This is a genomic window from Brevibacterium sp. FAM 24630, assembly GCF_049804075.1.
Taxonomy (GTDB): Bacteria; Actinomycetota; Actinomycetes; order Actinomycetales; family Brevibacteriaceae; genus Brevibacterium.
In genome coordinates, this window is record NZ_JBNBZD010000013.1 from 31,761 (window position 1) to 44,284 (window position 12,524).

Annotated in this window: 8 protein-coding genes; 4 read left to right on the forward strand and 4 right to left on the reverse strand. The window is 66.0% G+C overall.

The genetic code is table 11. From position 1 onward, the window contains the following. The first annotated feature begins 195 nt into the window (after positions 1 to 195). From ACPUD7_RS11225 to ACPUD7_RS11240, 4 genes are all read left to right on the forward strand, one after another. On the forward strand, positions 196 to 1,113 hold the full coding sequence (locus ACPUD7_RS11225) for a LysR substrate-binding domain-containing protein (protein WP_425119945.1): 918 nt from the start codon (positions 196 to 198) through the stop codon (positions 1,111 to 1,113). Between the two features lie 175 nt (positions 1,114 to 1,288). Next, positions 1,289 to 2,620, forward strand: coding sequence for an MFS transporter (locus ACPUD7_RS11230; protein WP_425119946.1), 1,332 nt, complete (start codon positions 1,289 to 1,291; stop codon positions 2,618 to 2,620). 447 nt (positions 2,621 to 3,067) lie between these two features. Then, positions 3,068 to 4,528, forward strand: a complete 1,461-nt coding sequence (locus tag ACPUD7_RS11235; protein WP_425119947.1) for a M20 family metallo-hydrolase — start codon at positions 3,068 to 3,070, stop codon at positions 4,526 to 4,528. Then, the gene (locus ACPUD7_RS11240; protein WP_425119948.1) at positions 4,525 to 6,174 is read left to right on the forward strand and encodes an amidase; all 1,650 of its coding nucleotides are present in this window, start codon (positions 4,525 to 4,527) and stop codon (positions 6,172 to 6,174) included. Before ACPUD7_RS11235 ends, ACPUD7_RS11240 begins: the two co-directional genes overlap by 4 nt. A gap of 206 nt (positions 6,175 to 6,380) precedes the next feature. Here ACPUD7_RS11240 and ACPUD7_RS11245 read toward each other — a convergent pair whose 3' ends face one another. The 4 genes from ACPUD7_RS11245 to ACPUD7_RS11260 all read right to left on the reverse strand — a co-directional run bounded on the left by ACPUD7_RS11245 (position 6,381) and on the right by ACPUD7_RS11260 (position 12,449). Continuing rightward, on the reverse strand, positions 6,381 to 7,811 hold the full coding sequence (locus ACPUD7_RS11245; RefSeq protein WP_425119949.1) for a lipase family protein: 1,431 nt from the start codon (positions 7,809 to 7,811) through the stop codon (positions 6,381 to 6,383). Between the two features lie 335 nt (positions 7,812 to 8,146). Then, entirely contained in the window at positions 8,147 to 9,583 is a 1,437-nt protein-coding gene (locus ACPUD7_RS11250) for a purine-cytosine permease family protein (protein ID WP_425119950.1), read from the reverse strand. Between the two features lie 575 nt (positions 9,584 to 10,158). Next, positions 10,159 to 11,385 (reverse strand): acetyl-CoA C-acetyltransferase, encoded by a 1,227-nt coding sequence (locus ACPUD7_RS11255; protein WP_425119951.1) that lies wholly within the window; start codon positions 11,383 to 11,385, stop codon positions 10,159 to 10,161. 170 nt (positions 11,386 to 11,555) lie between these two features. After that, a complete protein-coding gene (locus tag ACPUD7_RS11260; RefSeq protein ID WP_135540566.1) occupies positions 11,556 to 12,449 on the reverse strand; it encodes a LysR family transcriptional regulator in 894 nt (297 codons plus the stop codon). Between the last annotated feature and the right edge of the window lie 75 nt (positions 12,450 to 12,524).

The following is a 12,524-nucleotide window of genomic DNA, read 5'->3' on the forward strand; positions in this document are numbered from 1 at the left end:
AGCCGCCTGTCGACCGAGTAAAGGCTGACAATAGTCGCCGGCGATGACATGGCAACGGAAAATAGGGAGCCCGGCTCGTCGGCCGACGGGTCGTGTCGAAGCTCGGCGGGTCGGCCGACGGGTTGCGTCGAAGTTCGACCGGTCGGCCAGCGGGTTGCGTCGAAGTTCGGCGCAACGGTGGGAAGATGAGGGACTATGGCACTCGATTTCACGCTCGTGCAGCTGCGGTACTTCCAGGAAGTTGCACGTCGGGAGAACATGACCATGGCGGCGAAGCACCTTAACGTCACCCAATCGGCGATCTCGACGGCGATGGCTCAGCTCGAGCGGACCATCGGCCTCGACCTGTTCATCCGGCAGCGGAATCGCTCCGTCGTCCTGTCGCCGGCGGGAAAACGATTCCTCGCCGAGGTGACCGGATTCCTCGAGGCGTCCGATGCTCTCGGAGAAGCCGCGCAGGGTTTGTCCCGGTCGCTGAGCGGGCGACTGACCGTCGGGGTCTTCTCGCCGATCGCTCCGACTCGGCTGCCGCTCATCCACGACGAATTCGAGAAGCGCTACCCGGAGGTGCGGGTCAACTACCTTGAAGCTGATCTGGAAGAGCTGCAGCGAGCCGTCACCGCCGGAGACTGCGACCTTGCCCTGACATATACGCTCGGACCGACGGATCGCTTCGACTCTTTCCTCATCGACGTCGTCGAACCACATGCGCTCGTGTCCCGGGATCATCCTCTCGCCAGGGGTGGGAAGCCGAAGCCGGTGCACCTGCGCGAGCTGGCCGATGAGGACTACATCCAACTCGACCTGCCGTTCACCAGGCAGTACTACGACGAGCTGTTTCGCATCGCGGGGGTGGTGCCGAAGATCCGGCATTCGTTCTCCGGCTATGAGACGGTGCGGTCATTCGTGGCGATGGGGCACGGGTACTCACTGCTCAGCCAGAGTGTCTCCTCCGGCACCTATATCGGGTCGAGAACCGTTGACGTGCCGCTTCTCGACGATTTCCCGAACATCGACTCTGCGCTCATCTGGCCCAAGGAGCTGCGGCTGAGCCGGCGGGCCCGTGCCTTCTGTGAGCTGGCGAGGGACATTCTCGGGCCGCCAGGGGAGTGAGCGTCGGGCACAGGCATGAGCGAAGTTCTCATAGATTGGATTGATGACTGCGTTCAGCATTATCTGTTGGACTGATGTGATGGGGGCCGCAACAATGGAGGCCGGGCATCACGGCGGCAGGTGGTGTCTGCGCCCACCAGCGTGACAGAGCACGTGACAGAGCAAAGGAGCTTCGATGTCCATACCCACCACAGGTGAGGAGCGTACACCCGCTGCTCGAACACGACCGACGAAGAAGTCCTCGGGCATGCAGAAGAAGGTGCTCGTCGGCGGCAGCATCGGCCAGTTCGTCGAGTTCTACGACTTCACGCTCTACGGTCTTTCGGCTGTCATCCTCTCCGAATACTTCTTCCCGCAGGGTGACCGCGTCACCGGACTGCTCGTCATCTTCGCGACTTTCGGCGTCGCCTTCGTCATGCGTCCGCTCGGCGGTCTGTTCTTCGGTGCGCTCGGCGACAAGGTCGGCCGGCGCAAGACCCTGACCATCACGATCTTCCTCGTCGGTATCTGCACCGCCCTGATCGGCGTTCTGCCCGGCTTCGACCAGATCGGTTGGTTCGCTCCCATTCTGCTCATCCTCGCTCGTCTGGGCCAAGGTTTCTCTGCCGGCGGCGAATCCGTGGGCGGACCGTCTTTCGTCTACGAACACGCCCCTGTATCCAAACGAGGCCTGTGGATCAACATCACCCTGGCCGCCACGGCGCTGCCTTCGGTCATGGCCGGCGGCCTTATTCTTCTGCTCTCGACCATGATGAGCGATGCCTCGTTCGACGCCTGGGGCTGGCGCCTGCCGTTCCTGCTCGCCCTGCCGCTGTCGGCAGTCGGGCTGTGGATCCGAGCGAAGACCGACGAATCCGAACTGTTCAAGAAGACGGCCGCCGAGCGACCCAAGGAATTCAGCCCGATCCGTGACTCGTTCCGGGAGAACTGGGTGGGCATGCTTCAGGTGTTCTTCGTCCTCGGCGTGACCGCACTCGGCTTCTATATGCTGTCCGCATACTTCGTCACCTACATCCAGACCACGGGCGACCTCAGCCGAGAACAGTCTTTGCTGACGAATGCCATCGCTATGGCCAGCTACACGATCTTCCTGCCGATCGCCGGGGCCATCGGCGACCGGGTCGGCCGCAAGCCCATGCTCGTCGTCGGTTCGATCCTCCTCGCCGTGGTGTCCGTACCGGCCTTCGGTCTCGTGACCAGCGGACACATGGGCCTCGCGTTCCTCGGACAGACGATCTTCGTGCTCGCCCTGTGCTGCTACGGCGGAGGCTGCTACACGTTCTTCTGCGAGCGCTTCTCGACGAAGACGCGGTTCACCTCGGCGGCCATCAGCTACAACATCTCCTATGCCGTGCTCGGCGGAACCGCCCCGTTCGTGGGCACCTGGCTCGTCGACATCACCGGCGTGAACACCGCGCCCGGCTTCTACATGGCCGCGTGCGCTGCCGTGTGCCTCGTGCTCATCGTCGTGACCCGCCTGCCCGAGACACGAGGGCGGTTGGGATGAGTGGGCGGCAAGCAGGTTGCGCATCTTTGCCCATCAGAGCCGGGGCCCTCGCAGCATCCGAGCCGGTGCGTCCAGGCAGGTGCGCTGGGCCGTGAGGTTTCACCCGCCGCACATCAGGTTTCGTGCACTCCGGCATCACGTTTCGTGCGCTCGGGCATCAGGTTTCGTGCACTCAGACCTACTTTTCGTACTGACCGTCAGTTCGCGTCATGATGAAATGAACGAAATCTGAATATGAACAGCAGGCACGACGCCTCACCTCGGGCCGCACCCTGGCGGCGCTCGACTTCCGGGTCGGTGCTGTCGGCGCTCGGCATCCGGCCCACGTGCTGACAACGCCCGGCAGCCGGGCCGCACCCTGGCGGCGTTCGGCCCCCACGCGGCCCACGGCCCCCGGGCCCCCCGTACCCCACCGTCCACCTCTTCTCCCAGAGAAAGCGATCTGCAATGAACCAACAGGCAGCCACCTCTTCCGACGCCGCCTTCCTCTCCGCCTTCCACCACGTCGCGACGATCGGCGCCACGGACAACAGCGGCGTCGACCGGCAGGCGCTGACGCCTGAGGACAAACAGACGCGTGACTGGATGCGCGAATGGGCAGTGGCCCACGGCTTCGAGGTCCGCGTCGATGCGATCGGCAACATGTTCGCCTGTCTCCAGCTCGTCCCCGACGACGCCGCCGGGCAGAACGACGAAACCCTCGCCGAGGCGACTTCCCCCGCCACCACTGACACCACCCCCACCGGTACCACACCCACCGGCACCGCCCCCACCGAGGCGGCCCCCACCGGCACCAACCCCGCCAAAGCAACCCCCACCGACACCGCCCCCTACGTCCTCATCGGCTCCCATCTCGATTCGCAGCCGCTCGGCGGGCGTTTCGATGGCGCCTACGGTGTCATCGCCGGCCTCTTCGCGGCCCTGCGCGTGAAGGAGCAGTTCGCCGAATCCGGTCTCCAGCCCACGTTCAATCTCGCCGTCGTCAACTGGTTCAACGAGGAGGGCGGTCGCTTCGCCCCGTCCATCATGGGCAGCTCCGTCTACGCCGGCCTCTTCGACCTCGACGAGATGCTCGCCGTCACCGACCTCGACGGCACCTCAGTCTCAGAGGCACTGACCGCCATCGGCTATGCCGGCACCGACACCCCGCCCGAGGCGATCTCCTACGCCGAGATCCACATCGAACAGGGACGCATCTTGGAACGCGAGGCCACGGACATCGGCGTCGTCGAAGCCAGCTGGTACACACAGAAACTCGACATCGATGTCCTCGGCGAACAGTCCCACACGGGAGCGACCGCCATGGCCGACCGGCACGACGCTCTCGTCGCCGCCGCGAAGGTCGTTCTCGCCGTCGCCGAAGTCGTCGACGAGTTCGAAGAAGAGGCCCTCGTGTCGTCGGTCGGCCAACACGTCGTCGAACCGAACTCGCCGATCGTCGTACCGCGCCGTGTCCACATGGTCGCCGACCTCCGCTCCTCCGACCCGACCATCGTGCAGGCAGCCCGGGACTCACTGAAGAAGCAGATCGCCGAGATCGCCCGTGCCCACGACATCACCATCAATGTCGAGGACTTCGACATCCGCGACAAACGTCGATTCCCGACCGAAGGCGTCGAACTCGCCGAGAAGGCCGTGGCCAACGAGGGCCTGAGCATCCGCCGCCTCGAAACCATGGCCGGCCACGACTCCGTGGCGATGAACCACCGCGTGCCCGCAGTGATGATGTTCGTGCCCAGTGTCGACGGCGTCTCCCACTGCGAACGTGAGTTCACCACCGACGACGACATGCTCCGCGGTGTCCGCGTGCTCGCCTCCGTGGCCGGTGAGCTCGTCCACGGCGAACTCGCCGAGGTCTGCGACGGTGCCGTTTGGGTCGGATCCTCCGTCGCCGAGGTGCGCGCATGACCCGCGACGAGATCCGCACAGATTCGGCGATGCCCACCTCGACGTCGCCCGCCTCCACCGCGCCCTGGGCGCTCACCGCCGCCGAGGCGCTCGACCGGTTCCGCACGAAGCAGCTCTCCCCGGTCGAGTACCTCGAATCCCTCATCGGCCGCATCACCGCGGAAGATGAGCGCATCAATGCGGTCACCGAAGTCGTCGAGGAGGCGGTCACCTCGGCGCGGGAGGCCGAGGCGTTCTATGCGAACGCCACGGCAGACGAACTCGCCGAGGCGGCCGCCGACCGTCCCCTGCTCGGACTGCCCGTGATCGCCAAGGAGAAGCACGCCCTGGCCGGGCGCGGCCTGACGCAGGGGCTCCTCCACGAACGCGAGACCATCGCCGAGGCGGACGCCGCGATCATCCGTCGCATCCGTCGAGCCGGCGGCTACGTCCATGCCCGCGCGACCTCCCCGGAGTTCAGCTGCGCAACGATCACGCACTCACCGATGTGGGGTGTCACCCGCAACCCGTGGAACCCGGACCTCTCACCCGGCGGGTCTTCGGGCGGATCGGGTGCCGCGCTCGCCGCCGGGTTCGCGCCCCTGGCCACCGCCTCCGATATCGCCGGATCGACGAGGCTGCCGGCCGCCTTCACCGGTACCGTCGGGTTCAAGGCCCCGTACGGTCGGGTCCCCGGTGCCCAGCCTCTGGCTGCCGACTGGTACCGCGGGGACGGGCCGATGGCGCGCACCGTCGCGGACACCGCTCTGCTGGCCCGGGTCATGGTCGGCCTCGACGCGAGCGATCACGCGACGATCGATTCAATCGGATTCCTCGCCGACTTCGACCCCGCCGAGGCGGCCGATCGACTCCGCGGACGCAGGGTCGCGCTGTGTGTGCGTTTGGGGGACTTCCCCGTCGGGAAGGACATTGAGGCGAATACCCGCGCGGTCGCCTCGGCGCTGGAGTCCGCAGGAGCCGTCGTCGAGGAGATCGAACTGCCGTGGACGTCTGAGCGGATCTTCGAGACCGCGTTCACGCACTTCGGGAACCTGCTGGCGCCGGCCATGCGCGCGGCGACCCGCGGCCACGAGGACACCCTGGCCGACTACACGCTGCGATTCATGGGCGACGCCGAGGCGGTCGCGGCGCGTCGCACTCAGTATGAGGGGCTGGCGATGGAAGCGCAGATCCAGGCGGAACTGGCATCTGCGATGGACGGATTCGATGTGCTGCTGGCTCCCACCTCGGCGGTGGCGGGATTGGCGGCCGACGGCAGCTACCTCGACGGGATCACGATCGGCGCGGACGGCGTCGGCCGGGAGGCCGCGGGAACAGGTGAGAGCGCAACCGCCGGGAACGGTGGGGCGGCCGGTTTCGCCGGGAACGGAGGGGCAGCCGGGAACGGAAGCGCCGCCGAAAGCGGTGGGAACAGTGGGAGGACGGGCGACGGTGTGCGCCTCGATCATTACTGGCAGGCGCACATGACGATGCCGTTCAACATCTGCAACCGGGTGCCGATCGTGGGTGTGCCCACGGGCATGGCTGACTGCGGCATCCCGACCGGCGTCCAGGTCATCGCCCACCCCTTCGATGACACCCGCGCCTTCGAGGTCGCCGCCGCGATCGAACAGCTGATGCCGTGGACGGGTCTGGCGCCGGAGTGACGGTGCGCGGCTGACCTGGTGGCAGGGATCGTCAGCCTGGTCATCGTGTATGGCTTCGACCCGTTGGGGTCCGGTGCGGTGGTCGGTGATGTGAGCTCGGCGAACGTGATGTGAATGTCGCCGAGGCGGCCCACCCCGGTGGGATGGACCGCCTCGGTGGGTGAGCCCATCCCCGGAGGGATGAGCCGCCTCGGCGAGGTGGGAGGTCACAGCCTCCAGCAGCTGTCGAGGGGAGCCTTGCCCGCGAACGTGCGACTGGTGAAAGTTTCGACGCGGGGCAGCGAGGCGATGTAGCCGCCGACGTGTGTGGGGCCCAGATTGTCCTCGAATGCCACCTTGTGGCCGGCGCGGCACCAGGTCGAGGCGAGCTCCTTGCCCTGTTCGAACGGGATGACGTCATCGAGGCGGCTGTGGTTGACCAGCAGCGGGACATCGGGCACGGGGGCCTTGCCCAAGCGCTGCCTGTCGGCAATGTCCATGAATTTCTCCTCGACGATCTCCTGGAGGGATCTGCCGTCCTTCGTCAGCGACTTCGAATCCGTGAACGCCGTCGAGAGCAGCGCCTCGACGGTGCACTGATTCGATGTTTCGGCGACCGTCTCCTGTCCCTTCTCGTTGAGGAATTCTGACAGATCGATGTCGGCCTGCGCGGCGAACGTGTCGACTCCGTACAGCGCGAATGCCGTATAGACGCTCGAGAGGCCGGACACGGTCTCGTACAGGTCCGTCGGAACTGCGCCCGCCGAGGCGGAGGCGACGTTGAGTTCGGGAGCCCATTCCTTCTGGAGCTCCAGGGCAGCAGTCGTGGCGTGACCGCCCTGCGAATAGCCGCGCAGCTGCAGCTGGGTCTTCTCATCGATCTCGCTGCCCTCGACCTGCTGGACGGCGCGCGCCGCATCGAGCACCGAGCGACCCTCCTCGGTGCGGTTGAGGTAGTGATGGGTACCTTCCGTGCCGAGCCCCAGATAGTCGACGACGATGACGGGATGCTTCGCGGCCAGGGCCGAGGCGACGGAGATGCCCTCGTACTCGGTGCCCATGCCCATCTGTCGGCTGGGGGCGCACTTGTCGGCGATGCCCTGAGTGCCCGGGGAGATGACGACGGCATCGTCTGCGGGGCCGCTCGCACCCTTCGGCGTGAGCAGGGTGGCGGTGGCGGCTCGCGCAGTGCCCTGCTCGTCGGTGGTCTTGTACATGAACGTCGTCGTCTTCGCGCTGTGCTTGATGAGTTTGACGGGGTCGAGGTAGAAGTCCGATTCGGCCTGCTTGACCACGGCGCCGTCCTCGTCCGGCGTTTCGTAGAAGTCTTCGGGGACACCATTCGCGGGGAGATCCTCCAGCGCCGCGGCGTATTCGACGTCGGCGGTGGTGAGCGCGTCGGACTTGTCGACGGCGGCCTTGGCCTGCTGGACGCTGACGCCTTGGGGCACGTTGCTCCGGTTCAGCGAATCGGAGTCCTCGGCCTGTCGGTCTTCGACGAGGTCCTTGGCCTCCTGCTCCGTCTGCGGTGCGAGCGACTCTGCGCTGGCGGGTGCTGCTGCAGTGCCCAGGGTCAGTGCCAGACCGGTGACTGCTGCGGTGCTCAGGACGGCGAAGCGCCGTGAGGGGGTGAGCGTTCTGTGACGAGACGTGCTCATACGTGTAGTCCTCTTCTGTCGTTTCTCTCGGCATTGAGCGTGCGCGGACAGTGGTTGCGTCACTGACCGCAGCAACGAGGGTGACGTCGGCGCGGTCGTCAGTAGTGCGGGGCCCGCATGGTGACGGACATCACGATCCTACTCGATAGTAGAACTTATCAGTAACTTACGGATTCGAACGCTGTTGTCGCGCGTGTGGAGGATCTCGGGTGGTGAGTGTGAAGGTCGGGAACGTCGAGATCGCGTTCCCGGCCTTCACGCCGCTTGACCCGGGGGTGCTTGGCTAGGGGCCGCTTGACCTGGGGCCGCTTGGCCCGGGACCGGGGCCCAAGTCCTCAGCTGAGCCTCGCCTCGGCCCCCTCGACCTCCGGGTAGATCGTCTCCTCGGGTGCGACTCCGTGGTTGCGGATGAGGACGTAGTAGAGCACGAAAGTCACCACGATGCCCACGAGCCAGGAGATGTCCGCACCGCCGAGCTTGGCGACGAGTGGGCCGGTGTAGAAGGACTGGGCGAGGAATGGAATCTGAATGAGCACGCCGACGCCGTAGGCCAGCAGTGCGCGCCAGTTCCATTCTCCGTAGCGGCCGCGGCGGTCGTAGAACGCCGGGATGTCGAAGCGGTCCTTCGAGATGAGGTAGTAGTCGGTGAGGTTGATGATGCTCCAGGGGGTGAAGACCATGAGCAGCGTGAGGACGAAGTTCTTGAAGTTCGCGAGGAAGTCCGCCGAGGCGAGCAGTGCCACGAGCACGGTGAGAGTGACGATGCCGACGACGAAGACCGCGCGCGTCCACCGGCGGATGTTCGTCTTGTTGCCGAAGGAGGTGAGGATCGTCAGCGTGCACATGAAAGCGCCGTAGGCGTTGAGCGTGTTGACGGTGAGCTTGCCGAGCAGGATGACGATGAAGATGAGCAGGGCGAAGACGCCCCCGCCGACGATGTCGCCGACATAGGCGACCTGGTTCTCGACGAACTCATTGCCGGTCTCCGTCATCGCAGCCGCACCGATGAGCGCTCCGAGCGTCATCGACCACTGCGAGCCGATGACAGAACCGCCGAAGGTGAACCAGAAGGTCTTCGATGCCGGGGTCGAGCGCGGCAGGTAGCGCGAGTAGTCGGCGACGTAGGGGCCGTAGGTCAGCTGCCAGCCCACGGACAGAGCGATCGCGGAGAGGAAGGCGGGGAAGGCGAACGAGGAATTTGAGATCAGTCCGGGGACGTCAACCTGAGTGATCACGCAGTACGTGATGAACAGGAATCCGAGCAGGCCCGTGACCGACGAGATCCGCCCGAGCACGTGGATGTACTTGTATCCGAGCAGGGCTACCAGGGCGGTGAGCGCGCCGAAGATGACGAGGCCGATCCACGGGGTCTGCGCGCCGATGATGAGGTTGACGGCCTGACCGGACAGCACCGCGCCGGTCGAGGCGAAGCCGATGTACATGAGCACGACGAGCACGAGCGGGATGATCGCGCCGATGATGCCGAACTGTGCCCGCGAGGAGATCATCTGCGGCAGACCCAGCTGCGGCCCCTGCGCCGAGTGCAGAGCCATGACGATGCCGCCGATGATGTTGCCGATGAGCAGGCCGATGATGGCCCAGAGTGCATCGGCGCCGAAGACCACGGCCAGAGCCCCGTCGACGATGGCGGTGATCTGAGTGTTCGCACCGAACCACAGGGTGAACTGGGAACGTGGCGTTCCGTGACGCTCGGCGTCAGGCACCATCTCGATGGATCGCTTCTCGATCCCCGAATTCGACGTACCGGCCATGAGTTTCTCCTTTGAAAGATGAACAGAAACAGTGTGGCACCCAGGTGCGCGGTGCTACGAGGCCCGATTCACGCTTTCTGTCCGATATTTCGGAAACACTCCGGCCGGCCGTCGAGGCAGACTCTGGCTGGCAAGCGGGGCGGAACCTGGCGGGCCGGCGGGGCAGAACCCGGCCGGCGGGCGAGGCAGACTCTGGCCGGCCGGCGGGGCAGAGTCTTCCTCGCCCGCCGTCGAGGCGGGCTCCGGCCAGCTGACAAGGCAGGCTCTGGCTGGCCGATGAGTCAGACGACGGCTCTGCGGTGCTCTGTCAGTCCGGTCCGCCGGAGCGGACTGCCGGCGCGTGTCGCGCCGAGGCAGGTTCCAGACGATTCATCCGGAAATTCGTCACCCGCGTCAAGGTGTTGCCTGCGTTTCGCAGCCGAGAACTGCGCTTCACGACCGAGAGGTGTGTTTCGCAACCGAGAACTGCGCTTCACGACCGAGTGCCGCGCGCCTCGGACGGCAGTGGGGCCGGAAGCCACGCAGATGCGGTTTCCGGCCCCACTGTCCGAGGTCGTTCAGAGACTCGGTTCGGCTCAGGCAGAGACGCGTTCGAAGACCGCGGCCATGCCCTGACCTCCGCCGATGCACATGGTCTCGACGCCGAAGCGCGACTCGCGGCGGTCCATCTCCCGCAGCAGGGTCGCGAGGATGCGGCCTCCGGTGGCGCCGACGGGGTGGCCGAGCGAGATGCCCGAGCCGTTGACGTTGAGGCGCTCGGCGAAATCGGTTTCCGTGAGCTTCCATTCGCTCGTGCAGGCAAGCACCTGGGCGGCAAAGGCCTCGTTGAGTTCGATGAGATCGATGTCGGCCAGGTCGAGCTCCGCGCGCTCGAGAGCCTTGGCGGTGGCCGGCACCGGGCCGATGCCCATCGTCTTCGGCGGCACTCCGGCCACGGCCCAGCTGCGCATGCGAGCGAAGACCCGCAGCCCCAGCTCGGCAGCCTTCGACGCGGTGGTGACGATGCACATCGCCGCTCCGTCGTTCTGACCCGAAGCGTTGCCTGCGGTCACCGTGGCCCCATCGTCGAGCTTCGCGCGCAGGGGAGTGAGCTTCGCGAGCTTCTCCACCGTCGATCCGGGACGGATGTGCTCATCCGTGGTGATGACCTGTTCCGGGGTCTTGCGGGTAGCCGGCAGGGTGATCGGCACGATCTCCTCGGCGAACTTCCCCTCTTCCGTCGCCGAGGTGGCCCGACGATGCGATTCCACGGCGTAGGCGTCCTGGTCCTCCCGGGAGATGCCGTATTCACGGCGCAGATTCTCCGCGGTTTCGATCATGCCGCCGGGCACCGGGTAGTCCGTGCCGCCGGCGGTGAGGCGGCCGCGGGCGAGGCTGTCCTTGAGCTCCACGTTGCCGCCCTTGACGCCCCAGCGGATCTCCTCATTGTAGAACGGTGCACGGCTCATCGACTCGGTGCCGCCGGCGATGACGAGATCGGCGAAGCCGGCCGAGATCATCGCATGCGCATCGGCGATCGCCTGCAGGCCGGAGCCGCAGCGGCGGTCGACCTGGCGGCCGGCAACGGTGATCGGCAGTCCGGCGTCGAGGGCGATGACGCGGCCGATCGCCGGAGTCTCCATGTGCGGGTAGCAGTTGCCGAGGACGACATCGTCGATGACCTCACCGGGCAGGGAGGTCTTCTCGAGCAGGGCGGTGAGCACCTGCCGGCCGAGTTCCTCATGCGGCACGTTCTTGAACTGTCCGCCGAAACCGCCCACGGGGGAGCGGAGGGGTTCGCAGATGACGATGTCTTCAGACACTTCGGTCTCCCTTGGATTTCGATCGAGCCGTCCCGCCTGGACGGCGAGTCGTCGACACATTCGGCATCACTACCGAATCTGATATCAATACGTTCTGATTTATGAACATATCCGAATGGATTGAGACTGACAAGGGTCTGTCTCAATGAATGAGTGCGAAGCGGGCCGGCTCAGCGGGCGGTCGGGAGGACCGCCTCGGCGACATCGAGGACGGTATCGAGCGCGGCATCCCGGTGGTCGAGGCGGTGGGCGAGGAAGAGCTGAGTCGCTTCCTGCGGGAGGTTGAGCGGCACGGCGGAGATCCGCGAATCGTATCCTGCGGCGACGGAGTCATAGGTGATCGTGATGCCCATTCCGGCTGCGACGAGGGCGGAGATCGACTGAGAGTCCGGGGCCTCCTGGATGATGTGGGGGTTGAAGCCGGCGTCGAGGCACAGGCGCATGGCGGTCTCGCGCAGGTTCGAGTTCGGCCGGGCCGGCAGCAGGATGAAGGGCTCGTCGGCGAGTTCGTCGACGTCGATGGTCTTCCGCTTGGCCAGGCGGTGGGTGTTCGGCATAGCCACGCAGGGGTGTTCGATCGCCACGGGGCGTCCGGCGATGAGGGGTGGGCGCTTCCGCCAGCGGACGAGCGCGAGGTCGAGGGTGCCGTCCATGATCCGCTCGAGGCCCTCGTCGGCGTAGACGGTCGACTCGAGGTGGAAGGTGATGCCCGGATTGCGTTCGTGTGAGGCCGTGACGAGGGTGGCAGCGAGGTCGCGGGAAGACGGATGGGAGTAGCCGAAGCGCACGCGGCCGACCTCGCCGCTGGAGGAGCGATGGACGGATTCGATGGCGGCCTGCTGGGTGGCGAGCATGTGCTTGGCCGGCTCGAGCAGGGCCTCGCCGGCTGGGGAGAGGCTGACCGAGCGGGTGGTGCGCTGGAACAGGGAGGCGCCGAGTTCGGTCTCGAGGGTCCGGATCGTCCGGCTCAGGGGCGGCTGGGCCATGCCGAGGCGTTCGGCGGCGCGGCCGAAGTGGAGTTCCTCGGCGACGGCGACGAAGGCGCGGATCTGCTGCAGCTCCATGAGTTCTCCCCTATCAGGCGGCCCCGCTGTGCGAATGCCCTCATTATTGCATGAATAAGCAATAATCGAGAGGAA

What these genes read in the sequence shown, in the direction of transcription:
- ACPUD7_RS11225 (WP_425119945.1), top strand. Translation starts at nt 196, where the DNA reads ATGGCACTCGATTTCACGCTCGTGCAGCTGCGGTACTTCCAGGAAGTT.
- ACPUD7_RS11230 (WP_425119946.1), top strand. Translation starts at nt 1,289, where the DNA reads ATGTCCATACCCACCACAGGTGAGGAGCGTACACCCGCTGCTCGAACA.
- ACPUD7_RS11235 (WP_425119947.1), top strand. Translation starts at nt 3,068, where the DNA reads ATGAACCAACAGGCAGCCACCTCTTCCGACGCCGCCTTCCTCTCCGCC.
- ACPUD7_RS11240 (WP_425119948.1), top strand. Translation starts at nt 4,525, where the DNA reads ATGACCCGCGACGAGATCCGCACAGATTCGGCGATGCCCACCTCGACG.
- ACPUD7_RS11245 (WP_425119949.1), bottom strand. Translation starts at nt 7,811, where the DNA reads ATGAGCACGTCTCGTCACAGAACGCTCACCCCCTCACGGCGCTTCGCC.
- ACPUD7_RS11250 (WP_425119950.1), bottom strand. Translation starts at nt 9,583, where the DNA reads ATGGCCGGTACGTCGAATTCGGGGATCGAGAAGCGATCCATCGAGATG.
- ACPUD7_RS11260 (WP_135540566.1), bottom strand. Translation starts at nt 12,449, where the DNA reads ATGGAGCTGCAGCAGATCCGCGCCTTCGTCGCCGTCGCCGAGGAACTC.